The sequence below is a fragment of the Bordetella genomosp. 4 genome (assembly GCF_002261185.1).
GTDB lineage: Bacteria > Pseudomonadota > Gammaproteobacteria > Burkholderiales > Burkholderiaceae_B > Bordetella_A.
Window position 1 is genome coordinate 12,689 of record NZ_NEVQ01000007.1, and the last position, 19,693, is coordinate 32,381.

Here is a 19,693-nt window from a genome sequence, read left to right on the forward strand (position 1 = left end):
AGGGCCGGCCAGCCTGACCAGGAAAAGCCAATGACACAGCATGTAAACGAACCGGCAACGCGATCATCGGCAGTAGCCCATTCCCTGTTTGACCTATCCGGCCGGCGCGCCCTGGTGACAGGTTCCAGCCAAGGATTAGGCTACGCGTTAGCGCGCGGGCTGGCCCAGCATGGCGCCACCGTGATCATGAATGCGCGCAACGTGGCGCGTCTGAACGAAGCCGCGCGCCGTTTACGCGACGAGGGTTTGTCCATTCATGCGCTCCCGTTCGACGTGACCGACCCTGCTGCTGCACAGGCAGGGATCGACCATGCCGAATCGGAATTCGGCCCCATCGACATCTTGGTCAACAATGCCGGCATGCAGCATCGCGGCCCATTGGAGCAGTTCCCTGTAGATCAATGGGACGCCCTGATGCGCACCAACATCAGCAGCATCTTCTACGTCAGCAAACCCGCGGCCGCCCACATGATCGCGCGCGGCCGGGGCAAAATCGTCAACATCGCCTCCGTACAGAGCGAACTGGCCCGCCCGGGCATCGCCCCGTACACTGCAACCAAGGGTGCCGTACGCAATCTCACGCGCGGCATGGCAACCGACTGGGCGCGCCACGGTCTGCAAATTAACGCCATCGCCCCGGGCTATTTCCGTACCGAACTCACACAGGCACTGGTAGACAACCCCGACTTCACGCAGTGGCTCAGTCAACGTACCCCTGCGGGCCGCTGGGGCAACCCCGAAGAGCTCGTCGGCGCCGCCGTGTTCCTAGCCAGCGACGCCTCCTCTTTCGTCAACGGCCACACCCTCTTCGTAGACGGCGGCATGACCGCCAGCGTATAAAACAAGTTGAAGGCACAAGCCACGTTCCAATCAGCAACCAGTAAAGCAACCAGCGATGCCATCCCAACCCTCAACGCCCATGGCCAGCCCTCATCGCGAGTCCCTGCCGCGCGCCGGGCGGTTCGCTGCCGGCCCGTTGAGCCGCGATTCAGCCTCGCGCAGCGAGGCCGAGGCCCCTGCTGACGGGCCGAGTCGCGGCGATAGGGCCGGCAGCGAACTGCCCGGCGTGCGGCAGGGACGTCTCCATTGAGACACCCGTGAACGGCCTATGAAATACCCGTGAACACTATTGAGATCCTCGTGAACCGCCTCGAAACACCCGTGGCCATCCTCGAGCCGTCCCCCGTGAACAGAACATCCCCAGGACAATCCCCATGCCCACCCCTCTGCTAACCACATTGATCCAGACCCGCGTGGTTCCCGTCCTCCGTTACACCGACGCCGACCAGGCCCTGTACGCCGCAGACATCGCCATCCGCGCAGGCTTCGAAGCCATCGAACTGACCTGGACCATCCCGGATGTCCTGAACGTCCTGCAGACCCTGCGCCAGCAACACGGCAGTGCCGTTCTGCTAGGCGTAGGCACCTTGATGGACGCGGCCCAGGCAGACGCCGTACTCAAAGCCGGCGCCGATTTCCTGGTGTCCCCTGGATTGGCCACCGACATGATCCCGCCCACCCATGAGGCCGGCAAACTCTGCCTCGTAGGCGCGTTCACGCCCAGCGAAGTCATGGCCGCGACCCGGGCCAAAGCCGACGTCGTAAAAATCTTTCCCGCCGACACAGGCGGCCCCGCACATCTCGCCGCCCTGCGAGCCGTGTTCCCACATGCTGTGTTCTGCCCCACAGGCGGCATCTCCGCCGGCAACATGCACGACTATTTGCGCGCTGGCGCCAACTTCGTCGGCATAGGGTCCTCTCTCTACGACAAAAAAGCCTTTGCCGCGCGCGACACCGACAGCCTCTTGGCAGCCGTGCGCCAGACTCGGGAGGTCGCCCATGGCCGTGCATGATTTCGACGTGGTGGGTCTCGGGGAGGCTTTGATCGAATTCAACCAGACCGTGCCGGGCGAGCCCATGTACCGCCAAGGCATCGGCGGCGACACCTCGAACGTCATCATCGCCGCAGCGCGCGCAGGCGCTCGCACCGCCTATCTGGGCCGCTACGGCGGCAATGATGATTTCGGCGAATTGCTGCTGCAAACCTGGCGCAACGAAGGCGTCGATGTGTCCGGCATGATATGCGACGAACAGGCCAACAACGGCCTGTATTTCGTGCAGCATACGGCAGAAGGCCATCGCTTCAGCTACGCACGCCACGAGTCGGCCGCCGCTCGCATGCGGCCCGCGGACCTGCAGCATGGGCTGGTCGAACGATCGCGTTATCTGCACGTATCCGGTATCAGTCTGGCCATCAGCACCACCGCATGCGATACCGTGTTCGCCGCCATGGAGCGCGCGCGCAGCGCCGGAACGCGCTCGTGCCTGGATGCCAACCTGCGTGCCCGCCTGTGGCCGATGTCACGCGCTCGCGCCATCCTGCGCGAAGCCATCGCCCAGTGCGACGTGTTTCTCCCAGGTCTGGACGACATGGCGTTGATGACCGGGATGGACCAGCCGGATGCGATCCTGGACTGGATTCGCGCCGTCAACGACCACGCCATTGTCGTACTGAAGATGGGCAGCAAGGGTGTGATCCTGGACGACAAACTGTCTCGCACGCCCATTGCGCCGCGCAAAGTACAAGCCGTCGACGCTACCGGGGCAGGCGATTGCTTCGCAGGCAATTTACTGGCGCGAGCCTGCGCCGGAGACGATTGGTTGCAGGCCTGCTATTACGCTAACGCGGCTGCAGGTTTGTCCACCACCGGATATGGTGCAGTCGATCCCTTGCCTGGACCTGAGCAGGTCAGGGCGTTTCTGGATGCGGCAGACTAGCACCGCCTGATAACCGTTCCCCAGTAAAAGCGTTGGCATCGCCATGTGGGCGGTGCCAACGCTTTTTTTTCTCTCTGTGTTGCATCGCACGACAAAAAGTCGTTGACATGCTCCTTCGCTTGATGGACTATTTGTCCAGACAAACTAACAAACTGTACAAAGGAGGCAGCATGGAGGTAGTAGAGACAGGCCCTCAGCGGTATCGCTTCAGCTTTGGACGCTATTTGGAGGAGTTCGAGTTAGGCGCGGTGTATGAGCATCGGCCTGGCCGTACGTTGACAGACGCGGACAATATTCAGTTTTCGCTGTTGACGATGAATTTCCATCCCATGCATTGCGACGCTGCATTTGCCTCGGAAAGCGAGTTTGGCCGTTTGCTGGTCAATAGCGGCTTGACCGTGGCGATCGTGCTGGGGATGACCGTCGCGGACGTCAGCGGTAAAGCGATCGCCAATCTGGGTTGGAAAGAGATCAACCTGACTGCTCCCGTTTTTGCCGGTGACACCTTGTATGCAGAATCCGAAGTGCTGGAGCTGCGTGAATCGCGCAGCCGGCCGACACAGGGCATCGTGACGACCCGGACGCGGGCCTATAACCAGAACGGCGTAGAGGTCATGAACTTCGTCCGGTCCTGCCTGGTACCCAAACGCGGTCACGCCGTCGGCGACAAGTAGCGCCGGCATTTCACTTTCACTTGTTTGATGGGCCTGCGTGGCTCAAGGGCTCTCTACGTCTGGAGGGAGCCGTGGCATTGCAGTACTCACTTCAGGAGATATTGCTATGTTTTATCCGCTTTTCCGCCGGCTTGCCGTCCTATGCGCGTTGGCCATTCCAGTGAGCGCCAGTGCGGTCGAGATGGTGCTGACTTCCGAAGTCGCGGCTTCGCACTGGAAAACGCAATACATGAATGAATTCGCCAAGGACGTCGCGAAACGCACTAACGGCGAAGTCCAAGTCAAGGTCTTTCCCGCCTCGCAGCTGTACAACGATCAGGACGGGGTAGCGGCACTGGGTACCGGCGCCGTGCACATGGTATGGCCGGTATCGGTGCGGCTGGAGACACTGGATGCGGGCTTGGGCTATCTGAATCTGCCGTTCGGCCTGTCAGATCAAAAAATGGAAAACGCCTGCTTTGCCAGCGGCCTGACTGATTTGATATCCGAACGCTTGAAATCCAGGCAATTGCAGGTGTTGGGCCTGTTGCGCACCGCAGATCTGTTTTTCATCTTTCGTGACCGGGACGTGAAGTCGCTCGCTGATATGCAAGGGGCCAAGCTGCGCGTGACAGGCGGCCGCATTTTCCTGGACATGGTGCGCGGGTTCGGCGCCAGCCCGATTTCCATGGCTGCATCGGAAATGAGTTCGGCCCTGGCGCAGGGCGCGATCGACGGCGTGTTGACGTCGCCGGCAGGCTGGGCCGAGATGATAGGCAAAACGGGCAAGTACGCATTCCATGTCCCGGGCATGTCCTTGGCTACCTATGCCATTGTCGTGGACAGGGCATGGATGGAGACGCTCTCGGCATCTCAGCGCCAAGCCATCGTGGACAGTTTGAACAGCATCATTCCGCGCCAATGGAAAGAAGCCCGTGCAGATGACGCGAAACTCGTGAAAAAAATGCAAGACGAAGGATCGGTCTATCGCGTGGCCGACGAGGCCGCCAGCGCGGAATGGAAATCCCGTGCCGAAGCCGCCAGAAAGGTCTACACCGATAAATACCCCGAGGTCGTCAAACAGGTCGACGAGCTGGCCAAGCGTTGCGGGGTTTGAGATGAGCGCGCTCATTGAATCAGCGTTGCAGTGGTCCCAAGCGCGCGACTTGCCCATCGATGCACAGGACGTACCCGAATTGGCCGAGATGGTCGAGGCCCTGCGGATAGCGCTCAGACAGGATTGGGCGGCATCTGACATGATGCAGACCTGCGAGCCATTTGGTCAGGTGTTGCGATCGTTGGCCCCCGAGCCGTTCCCTGACGTCTTGGTCGAGGCCCGCAGTCCATCGCAAGATAGCGAATGCCAAGTGCGTTCCAGCCTGGCAGCGATTGAGCAGCGCCAGCCTGGCAAGTCCGCCTGGATGCATGTCGATGCCGACGCCGCACTGGCCGAGGCCCGTTCGCTTGACGAGGAACAGCGTCATGGCAAATGGCGTGGTCCATTGCATGGGATGCCTGTGGGCATCAAGGATATGTTCGACATGCAAGGCCGTACGGCGGGCTGGGGAACGCCGCTGCGTGCCCGCAGTCCTCAGGCGCATGCAGATGCCACCGTCGTGACGCGCTTGCGCGATGCTGGCGCCGTCATCCTGGGAACGCAGCAGATGGCCGAGTTCGCCATGTCTCCTACAGGCTGGAACGAAACCTACGGGCCTGGCCGTAATCCTTGGGATCTGGACCGGGTGTCCGGCGGCAGCTCCAGCGGGGCAGCGATGTCGGTGGCAGCGGGGCATGTGCCACTGGCGATCGGATCCGACACGGGCGGTTCGATTCGCCTGCCGGCCGCGTTGTGCGGTTTGACCGGGTTAAAGCCGACGCAGTATCGCGTCAGTGCCGCGGGGGCAATGCCCTTGTCGGCGAGCCTGGATTGTATTGGTCCATTGGCATGGTCGGCTGAACTGTGCGGCTACGCCTATCAAGCGATAGCAGGCAGGGACCCCGCGGATCTGTCTTGCCTGGATGCACCGGTGACCTTGGGCGCGGCGCCGCGTCGCATGAAGGTGGCTGTGCCGCGATGGGACGACGGCGATCCGATCTCTGATGCGATGCGGCACGCGTTGGATGAGGCGCAACGTGTATGGCGCGATGCTGGCGTGGAGTGCGTCATGGTCCAGTCACCCTATGCCACCCTGCAGCAGGCGAGTGTGCTGGCCTCCGTCGTGTTGGCTGTCGAGGCCGCGGCGTTGCATCAGCGGTGGCTGCGTCAGTTCGGTAATGCATACGGACATCAGGTGCGTCGCCGGATCTCGCGTGGGTTGCTGGTGTCTGGCGTGGATTACTACGATGCCCTGCGCCTGCGGCATGCATTCCTGCGGCGGTATTTGCGGGACATTCAGGGTGATGCCGATGCGTTGATGCTGCCCAGCACACCGGACGTCGCGCCACTGGTGGCGCCCACCCAGCATGCGGACCAAGCCCGCCTGGAACGGGAGTTTGCCCTGTTGTCGATCTGGACGCGGGGAATCAACTATCTCGGATCGCCTGTACTGAACTTACCGGCAGGACAAGGGGCCGGGGGCTTGCCGTTGGGGATGCAATTAGTGGGGCCGCCATTGGGCGAGGACCGTGTGCTGGCATTGGGGCGGCGGTATCAGCAATTCACCGAGTGGCACCAGCGGCGTCCCGCAGCATGGACAGCTTCATCGCATCGGGATAGGCAGGCCACCGCAACGGAGGATACGAAATGAAAGCACTTCGGAATTGGGCCATGGCCTGGTCGGCAGCCGCGGTGGTGGGGTGGGGATCTGCGGCAAATGCAGCCGACATGATCATCACCAGTGAAATTCCATCGGCGACCAATCCCAGCCCCTATATCGAGCAGTTCATTACTGCTGTGAAGCAACGCACGGGAGGCGCGATACAGGGAAAGTATTTTCCGGCATCGCAACTCTATAACGATCGCGATGGCCTGGCGGCATTGGGCACGGGCGCGGTGCATATGGTGTGGCCGGTGTCTTCGCGCCTGGAGCAGTTCGATGCACGCGTCGGAGTGGCCAGCCTGCCGTTTGCATTGACCTCGGAGGATATGACCAATCCTTGTTTCTCGCAGCGGTTCACACGCCAGATTTCCGGCTATCTCGAGCCGCGCGGCATACAAGTGCTGGGTTTTCTGCGCACGGCCGATCTGATTTTTCTCATGAAAGACCGTGATATCCAGAGCGTGGACGATCTCAAGGGCCAGAAAATCCGGGTCATTGGAGGACAGATCATGCTGGACGCGATGCGGGCTGTGCAGGCCAGTCCGATCTCCATGTCTGCCTCGGAAATGTCGGCCGCCTTGTCTCAGGGCGCGATTGACGGCGCCATGACGTCCCCCGCAGGGTGGGTGGATGTCTTGGGGAAAACCGCGAAATTCGCCACCTTGGCGCCAGGCATGGGACTGGCGACGTCCGCCGTGACGGTGGACAAACCTTGGCTGGATGCACTGCCGGAGGACCAGCGCAAAGCCATCCATGACGCGTTGAACGAGATCATCGTCAAACAGTGGAAAGAGACAGTGGCCAAAGATCAGCAACTGATCGAACAGATGGTGGCCCAGGGCGGGCATTACCGGGTAATGGCGCCTGAGCAGGTCGAACAACTGAAGGCGCGTGTCGTCGCAGCGGGTGCGGGGTTTCGCAACAAGCATGCCGATGCGATTGCCGAGCTGGAAAACATACGCAAGGAGTGTGTCCATGATGGCAAGTAATCTGGAATCCCCTGCGCTGACGTCTGCACAAGCGCAGTCTGGCAAAGCCGTGCAAACAGCAGCCGCCACGACGCCGGTATTCGGCACGCTGGGCAGGCTATCACGATTGACGTTGGGGCTGGCCACTGTGCTGGCACTGGGCGCGACTTTGATCATGATCGTCGAGGGTTTTAGCCGCTATGTCCTGAATGTCAGTTATTTCTGGGCCGAGGAGTCTGTCCGTTTTCTGATGGTGTGGGCTTTTTTCCTGACATTGGGGATAGCGGGCTTTCGTCAATACCATATCCGTACCGAGTTGCTGGTCCAGCGGTTGCCGTTGATGGCGCAGCGTGCGGTGTGGCTGCTGTCTTGCTTTGCGGGCATGGGGTTCGCTTTGATACTGGCGTATTCGTCCATCCCGCAGGTGCAGCGGTTTTATTCGATGGGCATGGTGTCTGAGTCATCGCTGGAGCTGCCCATGTGGTTGCTGTTCCTGGCGATGCCGGTGGGAGGTGTGGCGCTGTTTGTCTACTATGCCTGCGCCGCATGGTATGCGTGGCGCTGGGGTGATCCTTTTGCTCCCGAGCCTGTAGATGAGGCGCCCGACGCGAGCGTCACCGCAGCGTTGAGCCGTCAGGAGCCCTTGCTATGACACTGGGACTCTCTGTTATTGGCTTATTGGTGCTGCTCGCGCTGGGCGCTCATGTCGGTACCGCGATGGGCCTGGTATCCAGCGGCATGGTGCTGTCGGTCGACGGCGTGCCCCTGACTGTCGTCGCCCAGACGGCCTTCAAATCCATCAATAGCTATCCGCTGATGGCGATTCCCATGTTTGTACTGATGGGTAATCTGATGATGCGCGGCAATATCGTCGCTGTCATGATCGAACTCATCGGCAGTCTGGTGCGTTGCGTGCGTGGAGGGTTGGCACTGACGGTGATGCTGGCGTGCGTATTCTTCGCGGCCGTGTCCGGATCGAGTGTGGGGTCGGCCGCCGCGATTGGCGCAGCGACGGTGGATGGCCTGAAGCGCGAAAACTATCCGCCGCGTTTTTCGGCGGCCTTGGTCGCGGTAGGCGGAACACTGGGCTTGATGATCCCGCCGTCATTGGGTTTCATCCTGATTGGCTCGATTGTCGGATTGCCGGTGGACAAATTGTTCATCGCGGGGATCCTGCCCGGTTTGATGGAGGCCGCGCTCTTGTTGCTGACCACGGTATGGCTCACGCGCAGGCATGGTTACGGGAATACGGTGGGAACCCCGGATTTCGCGGGCTTTACACGGCGCTTGCCGCGTGCCGCGGGGGCATTGTCCATGCCGGTGCTGGTGCTGGGGTCCATTTACCTGGGCATCTTTACGCCCACCGAGGTGTCGGCGGTCGCAGCGGGCTATGCCGCGTTGCTATGCGTGCTGATCTACCGCACGATGAAATGGCGGGACGTGTGGCAGGCGTCACAAGAGTCGATCCTGCAGTCCACCATGATTTTCATGGTGGTGATGGGTGGCAGCCTGATCGGCTTCATTCTGGCACGTATGGGCGTGTCGGCATCGTTGATCGGCTTCATGGAACGCATGGACATGAGCGCGTGGCAGTTCCTGCTGCTGGCAAATGCGGTGCTGCTGGTGTTGGGCATGTTCCTGGATGGCGTCGCCATGATTGTGCTGACCGCGCCATTGCTCTTTCCCATGGCGACTCACCTCGGTATTGACCCTGTGCACTTTGCCGTGATCATGGTAGCGAACGTCGAGATCGCGACGTTGACGCCGCCGATCGGCCTGAACCTGTTCGTGATGAGCGGTATTGCGCGTATCCCGGTCGAGCAGGTCGCCCGTGGCGTGGTGCCGTTCTACGTCACCAGGTTGCTGTCCCTGGCCCTGATCACTTTTGTTCCCGCCCTGTCGTTGGCGCTCGTGCATTGACGGCCTCGTTATGAATTCTGGAGAACAGACATGAAAGACAATGCAATGCCCGCCGCAGGACTGGCTCTGTCGGAAGTATTCGCGCAATACGCTGCCGGTTTCGATGCGCGGCGTATTCCTGATGAGGTGCGTGAGCGGGCTCGGCTGCTGATGCTGGATTCCGTCGGTATCGCCATCGCATCGCATGGCTACGATTTTTCCCGTCGTGCCTTGGCCGCGATTGACGAGCTCGATGGCGGCGGCGACAGCGTCGTGATCGGCAGTTCACGGCGCATGGACTTGCGCAATGCTGCGTTGGCCAATGGCATTCTGGTACATGGCCTGGATTATGACGATACCCATGCCAGAGGCGTGATTCATGCTACGGCCTCGGCTTTGCCCACCGTATTGGCGTTGGCGGCGCGCGAGGACCGCAGCGGTGCGGACATGGTAGCTGCCTATGTGCTGGGCATGGAGGTGTCCACGCGCTTGGGAGCGGTAGCCAAGGGCGGCTTCCATCAAATAGGTTTTCATCCCACGGGATTGATCGGCACCTTTGGCTGCACCTTGGCGGCGGCTTGGCTGCTGGGGTTGAACGTACAGCAAATGGTGGATGCGCAGGGTATCGCCCTGTCGCTGGCCGCGGGCAGTCTGGAGTTTCTCAACGACGGCGCATGGAACAAGCGCATGCATCCCGGTTGGGCCGCGTCCGCGGGGATCACGGCAGCCACGTTCGGCAAGCATGGCTATACCGGTACGCGCTTAGCCTATGAGGGGCGGTTCGGCTTGTATGCGAGCCATTTGGGCGGAGCCGACTATGACCTGGGCTTGGCCACTGCCGAACTCGGCGAGCGGTGGGAATTGATGCGCGTGTCGGTCAAGCCTTTGCCTGCCTGCCACTTTACGCATGCCAGTGTCGATGCTGCCGCACGTCTGCATGCGCAGGGGATCTCCGCAGAACAAGTGCATCGCATTACCGTGCTGGTGCCGCAGGAGGTCGTCAAGACGGTGTGCGAACCCGAGTCTTCCAAGCGCAAGCCCGCCAATAGCTATGAGGCGCAGTTCAGCATTCCATATCTGGTGGGTACGGCGTTGTGCAAGGGACGGTTGACGCTGGACGATCTGGAACCTGACGCGCTGCGCGATCCGGCGGTGCTGGCCTTGGCCGAGGTGACGGATTACCGGCACGATCCCGATAGCGGTTTCCCAAAGCATTATTCGGGCGAGGTCATCGTCGAGCTGAAAGACGGCCGCGTGCTGCGCGAGCGCGAGGCAGTCAACCGCGGCGCGGAAGACCGGCCTTTGACCGAATCGGATATCCGGGCCAAGTATCGGGACAACGTATTGCGCCGAATGCCGGCGGCGCAGGCCGATGTCATTGAACAAAGTGTGCTGCAAATGGAGCAAGGATCGGCGCGCGCGCTGGCAGATCAATTGGGACGTGAGGCTTGAGCGGCGTGTGCCGCCTATGAGAGGTTGAGGAGCATCTGATGACAATGCACGATGATGAGCAGGAACAACTGATTCTGGATATGGTCGGCCGCTTTCTGGAGCAAGAGGTGCGGCCTCATGTGTGGCAGCTCGAGCATGACGATGTCTATCCCGAAGAGATCGTCGAAAAAATGAAGGCCATGGGTTTGTTCGGTTGCCTGATTGCGCCGGAATACGGCGGCCTGGGCTTGTCGACGACAACTTATGCCAAGATCATTGAGCGCATTTCCGAGGAATGGATGTCGCTGTCGGGCATCCTGAATTCGCATCTGATCATGGCAGCGGCCGTACAGCGCAACGGTACAGAAGCGCAAAAGCAGGCATTTCTGCCGCGTTTCGCGACGGGCGAGTTGCGTGGCGGCATTGGATTGACGGAGCCCGATTGCGGCACCGACCTGCAGGCGATTCGGACCACCGCACGGCGCGAGGGTGACGAGTATGTCGTCAATGGCGCAAAGATGTGGATCACCAACGGCTATTACGGAAACTGCTTTGCGCTGTTGGTAAAAACGGATCCGCAAGCCGAGCCGCGTCATAAAGGGATGAGTCTTTTCATCGCGGAGAAGGGACCAGGATTCACCGTCAGCCGAAAACTGGAAAAGCTGGGCTACAAAGGCATTGATTCGACCGAACTCGTATTCGAGAACTACCGCATTCCCGCCGATCGCTTGATTGGCGGTACCGAAGGCCGAGGCCTGCAAATGATACTGAACGGGCTGGAATTGGGCCGCATCAATGTCGCAGCCCGCGGCGTCGGTGTGGCGCAAGCCGCGCTGCGCGAATCGGTCAAGTACGCTCAGCAGCGCAAGACGTTCGGCAAACCGATCTGCGAGCATCAAGCCATCCAGACCAAACTCGGTGAAATGGCCACGCGCACGCAGGCCGCGCGCCTGTTGACGCTGCAAGCGGCGCAAGCCTATGACCGGGGCGAACGTTGCGACATGGAGGCGGGGATGGCAAAGCTCTTTGCGACTGAGACAGCCGTGGAGAACTCATTGGAAGCCATGCGTATCCATGGCGGATATGGCTATTCCAAAGAATACTTGGTCGAGCGTTTCTACCGCGATGCGCCGCTGCTGGTCATTGGGGAGGGCACCAATGAACTGCAGCGCATCATCATTTCCAAGCAGTTGATCGAGAGGAACCGCGTATGAGTCTGCCGCTCACGGGATTGCGTATTGTTTCGGTGGAGCAATATGGCGCGGGGCCGTTCGGCACGCAGCATCTGGCCGATCTAGGTGCAGAGGTCATCAAAATAGAAAATCCCCACGATGGCGGCGATGTCGGCCGAGCGGTGGGACCACATTATTTCGGACCCGGAGACAGCCATTTTTACCAGGCCTTCAATCGCAACAAGAAAAGCGTCACGCTGGATCTGAAACGGCCGGAAGGCCAGCAGGTGCTGCGCGATCTGTGCCGGCACGCCGATGCGGTATTCAATAACTTGCGCGGAGACCTGCCAGGCCGGCTTGGGCTGACCTATGACGCCTTGCGTGAGGTTCGGGCGGATATCGTCTGCGTGCATTTGTCGGCCTATGGCCGCGATGGCGAGCGCGCGAGCTGGCCTGGGTATGACTATCTGATGCAGTCGGAGGCGGGGTACCTGTCGCTCACCGGCGAGCCTGATGGCCCGCCGTCGCGATTCGGACTGTCCATCATCGATTTGATGACGGGAACGACGGCAGCGCTGGGCCTGGTATCGGCTGTTCTGGGTGCGCGCCAGAGCGGGACAGGGCGAGACGTGGATGTCAGCCTGTTCGACGTGGCGCTGCACAACCTCGGATACCTGGCAACATGGTATTTGAACGGCGGGCACAAGACAGGACGTGCGCCCCGGTCCGGGCATCCATCGCTGGTGCCCAGCCAGTTGTATCGTACGGCTGACAGCTGGATCTTTATTATGTGCAACAAGGAAAAGTTCTGGCCCTTGCTGGCGCAGGCGATGGGCCATCCCGAGTGGATCGATAATCCGGACTACCGCAGTTTCACGGATCGTTTGCAGAACCGCGACCGCTTTAATGAGGAGCTGGAAACCGTCTTCATGTCCCAGACGACAGACCACTGGATGGCGCGTTTTGCGGGCCGGATCCCCGCGGCGCCCGTTTATGATGTGGCTCAGGCGCTGGACAGTCCGTTTGTAAAGGCGCGTCAGTGCTTGCTGGACGCTTATGATACGGAGGGCAGGGCGATACGGAATGTAGCGTCACCGATCCGGTGCCCTGGAGAAGCCCCCTTGACCCGGGCGGCGCCGGCCATGGGCGTTGATACTGACGAGTTGCTGGCGCAGGCGGGTTATGGACCTGATCAGATTGCTAGTTTGAGGAAGAATGCCGTTCTATGACAGTAAAGATCGAAGCGCCAGGCGGCCGTCCGCGATATTTGCAGCTGGCGACGACGCTGATCAATGAGATACGAGCGGGCCGGTATCCGGTGGGCAGTTTGCTGCCCACCGAGTTTGAATTGTGCGATCAGTTTGGCGTGTCGCGTTTTACCATCCGCGAGGCGGTCAAACAGTTGGTGCAAATGGGGATGGTGACGCGCCAGGCGGGCGTAGGCAGTCGTGTGCTTAGACAGGAGCCGGTGACGCAGTACACGCAGACCATGTCGGGAATTACGGATCTGCGGCAGTACGCCTATGAAACCTCTCTGGAAATCGAGGGCCAGGCATTGTTGAATGTGGACGGCGACCTGGCAGATACCCTGGATGCGTCGCCGGGCGAAACCTGGCTGCACGTATGGGGATTGCGTTACACCAAAGCGCATGACGCGCCTATCTGTTTGACTGACGCGTATATCGCGCCGGCCTTTCGCTCGGTGACGGGCATACGGGGCCGGATGACGCGCGCGCTGTATGCGGTGCTGGAGGAAGAGTTCGACGTACAGATCACGACGGTGCATCAGGATATACAGGGTGTCGTATTGGACAAGGCGCTGGCGTCCCGTCTCGGAGCCAAGCCAGGATCGGCGGGCTTGCGGCTGGAGCGCCGATATATGGATGCGCGCGATGCGCTGGTTGAACTGGCCGTCAGTGTCCATCCCGCGGATCGCTTCAGTTACCGCGAGTCATTCCGCCGTGAATGGCAGGTGCCTGTGTGAGGGTCTCCAGCGGCGCAGTTCTGGCGATTACGTTGGCGGTGCAGTCGTTGGTGGCTGCAGCCGCATTGGTGGTGCCGGTGTTGGCACCTGCGATCAGTGCCCAGACGGGTGTGGCGGGCGAATCAATCGGCATTTACGTGTCGTTGATGTATGTCGGCGCGATGGCAGGCAGTTTGATGGCGGGCGGCTGGGTGTCTCGACTGGGAGCGATCCGTGCCAGTCAATTGGGACTGGTGTTGTGTGCGGCAGGGCTGCTCTTGAGCGTGGCCGGGTATACGGTGTTGCTGGCTATCGGCGCGATACTGCTGGGCCTCGGTTATGGACCTATCACGCCGGCCAGTTCGCATCTGCTGATCCAGACCACGCCTGTGCATCGAATGTCGTTCGTGTTTTCCATCAAACAGACCGGCGTGCCGCTGGGCGGTGTGCTGGCGGGTCTGTTGGCCCCCAAGCTCGAAATCGGCGTGGGGTGGCAAGGGGCGCTGCTGGTAACGGCGGCGGCGTGCCTGATATGTGCGTTGTTGGCGCAGTGGGTGCGTGCGGAACTGGATGCGGACCGCAAACCGGCCCGAACGGCAGGACTGGGAAATCTACGTGCGCCGCTGGCGTTGATTTTTTCGCATAGAACGCTGTCGTTGTTGGCTGGCGCCTCGTTATGCTTTTCAGCGGTGCAATGGTCGTTCAGTGCCTACCTCGTGACGTATTTGCACGATAGTCTCGCTTACACCTTGATTGCTGCGGGCGCGCTGTTGTCGTTGGGCCAGGTGGCCGGGGTGGTGGGGCGCATTTTTTGGGGATGGTGCGCCGACCGCTATCTGGGGGCGGTCCTGATGTTGGCCGTTCTGGCAGCCTTGATGGGATTGGGAGTACTGGTATTGGCGTCGCTATCGGCCCAGACACCCGTGCCGATGGTGGCGCTGGCGCTGGTGGTGCTGGGCGCGGCAGCCGTCGGTTGGAATGGCGTATACCTCGCGGAAATCGCGCGTCAGGCGCCGGCGGGCAAAACCGGCATGGCGACGGGCGGGGCGCTGACCTGTACTTTTCTGGGCGTGGTGGTGGGACCGCCTTTGTTTGGCGCCATGATGGCGCTCTTTGACAGCTATCGGATCGCTTTCGTTCTGATCGTGATTCCGGCTTTACTGTGCGGCGTGCTGTTGGTGACGCAGCGGCGTCGTTTCTCAGTTCACGAGGAGGCATGAGTGATGAAACGTCTGCGTAGCTTGCTGTTTGTGCCGGGAGATCGCCCCGAGCGTTTTGACAAGGCCGCGGCAGCCGGTGCGGACGCCATCATTCTGGATCTCGAGGACGCGGTGTTGCCCGAGGCAAAAGTACGGGCGCGCAGTTTGGCGGTGCCGTGGCTTGCATCATCTGCCTGCCCTGCGTTGATACGCGTCAATGGCGCGGACACGTCTTGGTTTGACGATGATGTCTGCGCCTTGCAGGAGGCGGGCTGTCATGCGGTGATGTTGCCCAAGGCAGAGGATCCATCGGCATTGAATCAGTTGCGTCAGCGCCTGGGCGATAACGTACGCCTGTTTCCGTTGATCGAAACCGCCGCAGGGGTAGAAAATGCGGCCGCCTTGGCGCGGGTGCCCGGGGTCGTGCGCCTGGTATTTGGCAGCGTTGATTTTGCCCGTGATACGGGTATTCAAGACGAGAATGGCTGGCTGCCAATACGCGTTGCCCTGGTGCTGGCGTCGAGGCGTGCCGGCTTGGCTGCGCCTGTCGATGGCGCGACCTTGCATTGGGATGATCCCGGCGCCTTGCAAGCTACGGCAGCCACTGCGCGCCGCCTCGGCTTTGGCGGGCAACTATGTATTCATCCCAAGCAGGTGGCGCCTGTGAACAGGGGCTTCTTGCCTTCCGACGATGAGCTGGCCTGGGCCAAACGAGTGACAGACGCGGTAGCGCTAGGCGGCCATGGTGCGGTGACGGTGGACGGCAAACTCGTGGACAAGCCGCTGCATGACTTGGCCCAGGCATGGCTGGACATGATTGACGAGGAATCATTGCCAGCCTGCGCTTGAGCGCGATGTGCCGTCCGGGCCGCGCGTCACGCTCGGTACGTGGCATCTATGCCAGATCGTATCTCCTCATTATGTTCTCCCAGTTTCGGCGGCAATCGCCGCAGACTGGCCGGCGTGCGGGACAACTTGATCGGTGATCCCACGCCTCGATATTCGCCTTGTTCCAACACCATCTGGCGATGCCGGGTATGTGGATGATGCAACACGTCCTCGACATTTTGCACCGCTGCGGCGGGTACCCCTTGTCGCAGCAGTTGTTCTGCCAACGTCGCGGCATCGTGCGAGGCCAGTTTTCCGGTCAACTCTGCACGCAAGGCATCGCGATGTTGCAGACGATCTGCATTGTTCGTAAATCGTGCGTCGGTCAACAAGGCCTCGGCGTTCAGCGCACGCGCCAGTGCTGCGAACTGCCGATTGTTGCCGACCGCCAGGAATATCGCGCCGCTTTGTGTCGGCAGCGTTTCATAAGGCGCGATGTTGGGATGCGCATTCCCTGTGCGGCCAGGGACATTGCCGCTATAAAAATAATTTGCCGCATGTGGATGCAATAACGACACCGCGCAGTCGTATAACGTGATGTCCAGAAACTGGCCCAGGCCGCTGCGCACGCGTTCGTTTAATGCCAGCAGGACGGCGACGGCAGCGTTCAGCCCCGTGACCATGTCCACGACAGGCAGGCCAACCCGCGTGGCATCGCCCTCAGCATCGCCATTGACGCTCATCAAACCGCACATGGCTTGTGCGCAGGCGTCGTAGCCGGGCAGGCCGCCTAACGGGCCGTCTGCGCCAAAGCCGCTGACGCGGCAGTGAATCAGGCGCGGAAATGCCGCGCTGAGCTGCTCGTACCCGAGGCCCCATTTTTCCAGGGTGCCGGGTTTGAAATTTTCGACCAGCACATCAGCATCCGCCAAGAGATGGCGCAGCAGTTCCTGTCCCGCTGGCTCGGATAGATCCAGTGTCATGCCGCGTTTATTGCGATTGACGCCGATGAAGTACGACGCGGTCTCATGCAGGAAAGGCGGGCCCCATCCGCGCGTTTCGTCGCCGACAGGCGGTTCAATCTTGATGACATCAGCACCATGGTCCGCGAGCAGCTGCGTGCAATATGGGCCGCCCAGTACACGCGACAGATCAATGATTTTGCATCCGGTCAGCGCACCAGCCGGCAGCGAAGGGAGAGACATGCGGGATATCCTTAGTCTAAGGCGACGCCGGCTTCCTGAATGATGGCGCGCCATTTCGGGACCTGTGCATCGATGAACGAGGACAGGCCTTGAGGGGTTTTGTCGTCTGCTTCAACAATGCCTTGCTTGTGCAAGGTCTCTTTGACGTCAGGATCAGCCAGGACGGCGATGAATGCCTGGTTCAATTTATCGATCACATCGCTGGGCGTGCTGCGCGGCGCCACGATGCCGAAGAACACGCTGACGTCATAGCCGTCCAGCCCTTGCTCTGACAGGGTGGGCAGATCGGGCAGCGCTTGCGAACGCTCTGCGCTGGCCAGACCGATGGCGCGCAATGTCCCTGCTTTGACATGAGGCAGGGCAGTGAGAATGTCGGTGAACGACATCGACACCTGACCGCCCAGCAAGTCATTCAATGCAGGCCCGGTGCCTTTATAGGGAATGTGCAGGATCTGCGTGCCTGCCATTTTGTTGAACAGAATGCCCGCCAGATGCGACGAGGCGCCGTTGCCTGATGAGGCATAACTGAGTTTGTCCGGATTCTGTTTTGCGTAGGCGATCAGCTCTTGCACGTTGTGCACGGGCAGCGAGGGATGAACGACGAGGATATTGGGCAAGTGGCCGATGCGGATGATGGGAGCAAAGCTCTTTTGCGGATCGTATTGCTGTTGCTTGTACAGGCTGCCGTTGATGGCGAGCGGGCCGGAGGTGCCGAACATGATGGTGTAGCCATCGGGCTTGGCGCGGGCGACATATTCCGCGCCGATGTTGCCGCCAGCGCCGGGGCGATTTTCCACGACGACGGTTTGGCCTAATTGACGCTTCAATCCGTCGGCCAGGCGTCGCGCCATCGCATCGGTCGGTCCGCCCGGCGGAAAGGGCACGATGAGGGTGACCGGCTGATTGGGGAATGCCTGCGCGGCGCGCGCTGAGGTAGACGCCAACAGAGCGGCGCTGGCCAGTGTCAGGCAGAAATGTCGTCGTTGCATGGTTGTCTCCGGTGGTACACGCCTGGCAGGCGTTTTTTTGTGTTGGGTCAGTCTGATGGCAAGAAATGCCGAAGCAGTTCGCGGCAGGTGTCGTCCTCATCGTCCGGTATCGCGCAAGGATCGCGCGGTAGCAGACGATGCTGCAGCACATGGTCGGCCAGCAGTCCCCGATCAGACAGCCCCGAGCCCGAGGCCTCCCAGCGCAGTGCAGCGAGCGACAGTGCGTGATAGAGCGCCGATGCCGCTTGGCGTGCCAGGTCGGGGCGCTCATTCAACGCGGCATGATGAGCGAGACCGAAGGCGCGCTCCAGAGCCTGTGCTTGCGTATCGGCTACGGCCGGATTGCAGGGCACGCCAGCCTGCAGGAGCGCATCGACATGCTGGCGCAATGCCGCCAGGGCATCCGTCTTTTGAATGGCGCGCAACACATCCAGCGCCACGATGTTGCTGGTGCCTTCCCAGATCGATCCCAGATGGGCGTCGCGTACCAGGCGGGCTTCGACGAATTCTTCGATATAGCCGCATCCGCCGCGCACCTCCATACCGTCTCCGGTGACCTTGCGCGCGTCACGGCAAGCGCGGAATTTGATCAGCGGTGTCATGATGCGAGCCAATGCCGCCGACTGCTTGTCGTGTTCGGCGTCTGCCAGGGCCGCTGCGGTTTGGTACATCACACTGCGCGCTTGCTCGGCCCAGACCGTCATCTTGACGAGTTGACGACGCATCAGCGGCATCTCTATCAATCGTTTCCCAAAGGCGCGGCGATGTTGGGCAAAGTAAATAGCCTCAGTGACCGCACGCCGCATCAAGCCGGCGGCTCGCATGCCATTCGACAGCCGGGAATTGTTGATCATGTCGGCCATCTGCTGGAACCCTTTGCCGCGCTCGCCGACCAGCCAGGCTTGCGCGCCCTCGAGGCGGATTTCCCCGCTGGCCATCGAGCGCGTGCCGAGTTTGTCTTTCAGGCGCAGGATCCGATAGGCGTTGTGCGTGCCGTCAGGCAAGTCGCGCGGCAACAGAAAAAGCGAGACACCTTTCAGGCCGTCGGCAGGCTCGCTGCGGGCCAGCACCATGGCGAATCCCGCATCCGCATTGGAACAGAACCACTTGTCGCCATACAGCCGCCAGGTGCCATCATCGTGCAATTCTGCACGCGTGGTGGTGGCGCTGACGTCGGAGCCCGCGCCTTGCTCTGTCATGAACATCGCACCTTGGCGCAACTCATCGAAATCTTGCGAGATGACTTGAGGCAGCACCCGTTCGATCAATGCGGGATCGCCGAACTTGCGTAGCGTACGCGCCAGCGAATCCGTCATGCTGACCGGGCAGCACAGGCCGAATTCTGCTTGAACGAATAGATGGCTCAATGCATATTTGGCCGCGGGCGGCATGGGGTTAGGCCATCCCAGTACGCCGCCGCGATGCGACATGGCCGCCAAACCGAATTCACTGTACGCCAAGCGTTCCATGTCGATATAGGCGGGATGCTTGTGTATGCGCGATTCGTCCTGGCCGGCACGGTTGCGTACCGAGAGGGTGGGGGGATTCTGATCCGCAATGGAGGCCAGTTCGTCGATACGTGAGCCCGCGAGCGCGCCGAGACGATCCAGGTGCGGCAGCAGGTGCGCGTGTAAATCGGGCGGCAGATATCGTGCGCTCATCGCGGCCGCATAAGGATCCGCGCGAAACAGATTCAGGCCTCGGGAATCGGGCACATCGGAGGAGGTTGGCGACAAGGTCATGGCGGGCTCGTGAAAGGGCGTAGTGCAGGCGCTGGAGCGCACATCGTTACTCAAACCATCCATCTATACAAATACTGTTTTAATGTTGAACTATACAAATTAAATAT

General features: G+C 60.8%; 18 protein-coding genes. 15 read left to right on the forward strand and 3 right to left on the reverse strand.

The genetic code is table 11. The features are described 5' to 3' along the window. Window positions 1-30: 30 nt before the first annotated feature. The 15 genes from CAL20_RS04825 to CAL20_RS04895 all read left to right on the forward strand — a co-directional run bounded on the left by CAL20_RS04825 (window position 31) and on the right by CAL20_RS04895 (window position 15,671). Window positions 31-840: an SDR family oxidoreductase gene (locus CAL20_RS04825; protein ID WP_094819948.1), complete on the forward strand. Its 810-nt coding sequence runs from the start codon at window positions 31-33 to the stop codon at window positions 838-840. A 374-nt stretch (window positions 841-1,214) separates the two neighbouring features. Then, entirely contained in the window at window positions 1,215-1,853 is a 639-nt protein-coding gene (locus CAL20_RS04830; RefSeq protein ID WP_094819949.1) for a bifunctional 4-hydroxy-2-oxoglutarate aldolase/2-dehydro-3-deoxy-phosphogluconate aldolase, read from the forward strand. Further along, window positions 1,846-2,778: a sugar kinase gene (locus tag CAL20_RS04835; RefSeq protein ID WP_094820160.1), complete on the forward strand. Its 933-nt coding sequence runs from the start codon at window positions 1,846-1,848 to the stop codon at window positions 2,776-2,778. Before CAL20_RS04830 ends, CAL20_RS04835 begins: the two co-directional genes overlap by 8 nt. Before the next feature lie 170 nt (window positions 2,779-2,948). Further along, the gene (locus CAL20_RS04840) at window positions 2,949-3,452 is read left to right on the forward strand and encodes a MaoC family dehydratase (RefSeq protein WP_094837332.1); all 504 of its coding nucleotides are present in this window, start codon (window positions 2,949-2,951) and stop codon (window positions 3,450-3,452) included. 106 nt (window positions 3,453-3,558) lie between these two features. After that, window positions 3,559-4,548: a TRAP transporter substrate-binding protein DctP gene (dctP, locus tag CAL20_RS04845; protein WP_094819951.1), complete on the forward strand. Its 990-nt coding sequence runs from the start codon at window positions 3,559-3,561 to the stop codon at window positions 4,546-4,548. A gap of 1 nt (window position 4,549) precedes the next feature. After that, window positions 4,550-6,178 (forward strand): amidase, encoded by a 1,629-nt coding sequence (locus CAL20_RS04850; RefSeq protein ID WP_094819952.1) that lies wholly within the window; start codon window positions 4,550-4,552, stop codon window positions 6,176-6,178. Next, the gene (gene dctP, locus CAL20_RS04855) at window positions 6,175-7,179 is read left to right on the forward strand and encodes a TRAP transporter substrate-binding protein DctP (RefSeq protein ID WP_094837333.1); all 1,005 of its coding nucleotides are present in this window, start codon (window positions 6,175-6,177) and stop codon (window positions 7,177-7,179) included. Before CAL20_RS04850 ends, dctP (CAL20_RS04855) begins: the two co-directional genes overlap by 4 nt. Further along, window positions 7,166-7,810, forward strand: a complete 645-nt coding sequence (locus tag CAL20_RS04860; protein ID WP_176456442.1) for a TRAP transporter small permease — start codon at window positions 7,166-7,168, stop codon at window positions 7,808-7,810. The genes dctP (CAL20_RS04855) and CAL20_RS04860 overlap by 14 nt, the downstream gene beginning before the upstream one ends. Then, window positions 7,807-9,078, forward strand: a complete 1,272-nt coding sequence (locus tag CAL20_RS04865) for a TRAP transporter large permease (RefSeq protein WP_094819955.1) — start codon at window positions 7,807-7,809, stop codon at window positions 9,076-9,078. The genes CAL20_RS04860 and CAL20_RS04865 overlap by 4 nt, the downstream gene beginning before the upstream one ends. 30 nt (window positions 9,079-9,108) lie before the next feature. After that, window positions 9,109-10,509 carry an MmgE/PrpD family protein gene (locus CAL20_RS04870; RefSeq protein ID WP_094837334.1) on the forward strand — a complete coding sequence of 467 codons (1,401 nt, stop codon included), beginning with the start codon at window positions 9,109-9,111 and terminating at the stop codon, window positions 10,507-10,509. 38 nt (window positions 10,510-10,547) lie between these two features. Then, complete coding sequence (locus CAL20_RS04875) at window positions 10,548-11,702, forward strand: acyl-CoA dehydrogenase family protein (protein WP_094819957.1); 1,155 nt, start codon at window positions 10,548-10,550, stop codon at window positions 11,700-11,702. Then, complete coding sequence (locus tag CAL20_RS04880) at window positions 11,699-12,889, forward strand: CaiB/BaiF CoA transferase family protein (RefSeq protein WP_094819958.1); 1,191 nt, start codon at window positions 11,699-11,701, stop codon at window positions 12,887-12,889. The genes CAL20_RS04875 and CAL20_RS04880 overlap by 4 nt, the downstream gene beginning before the upstream one ends. After that, window positions 12,886-13,644, forward strand: a complete 759-nt coding sequence (locus CAL20_RS04885) for a GntR family transcriptional regulator (protein WP_094819959.1) — start codon at window positions 12,886-12,888, stop codon at window positions 13,642-13,644. Before CAL20_RS04880 ends, CAL20_RS04885 begins: the two co-directional genes overlap by 4 nt. Further along, entirely contained in the window at window positions 13,641-14,843 is a 1,203-nt protein-coding gene (locus CAL20_RS04890) for an MFS transporter (protein WP_176456443.1), read from the forward strand. The genes CAL20_RS04885 and CAL20_RS04890 overlap by 4 nt, the downstream gene beginning before the upstream one ends. Before the next feature lie 3 nt (window positions 14,844-14,846). Next, window positions 14,847-15,671: an HpcH/HpaI aldolase/citrate lyase family protein gene (locus CAL20_RS04895; RefSeq protein WP_094819961.1), complete on the forward strand. Its 825-nt coding sequence runs from the start codon at window positions 14,847-14,849 to the stop codon at window positions 15,669-15,671. Between the two features lie 26 nt (window positions 15,672-15,697). On the opposite strand, the gene CAL20_RS04900 is transcribed toward CAL20_RS04895, so the two are convergent. The 3 genes from CAL20_RS04900 to CAL20_RS04910 are packed head-to-tail and all read right to left on the reverse strand — an operon-like array spanning window position 15,698 to window position 19,586. After that, window positions 15,698-16,855 (reverse strand): CaiB/BaiF CoA transferase family protein, encoded by a 1,158-nt coding sequence (locus CAL20_RS04900; RefSeq protein WP_094819962.1) that lies wholly within the window; start codon window positions 16,853-16,855, stop codon window positions 15,698-15,700. A gap of 11 nt (window positions 16,856-16,866) precedes the next feature. Beyond that, a complete protein-coding gene (locus CAL20_RS04905; protein ID WP_094819963.1) occupies window positions 16,867-17,844 on the reverse strand; it encodes a Bug family tripartite tricarboxylate transporter substrate binding protein in 978 nt (325 codons plus the stop codon). 47 nt (window positions 17,845-17,891) lie between these two features. After that, the gene (locus CAL20_RS04910; RefSeq protein ID WP_373558275.1) at window positions 17,892-19,586 is read right to left on the reverse strand and encodes an acyl-CoA dehydrogenase family protein; all 1,695 of its coding nucleotides are present in this window, start codon (window positions 19,584-19,586) and stop codon (window positions 17,892-17,894) included. Window positions 19,587-19,693 lie beyond the last annotated feature (107 nt).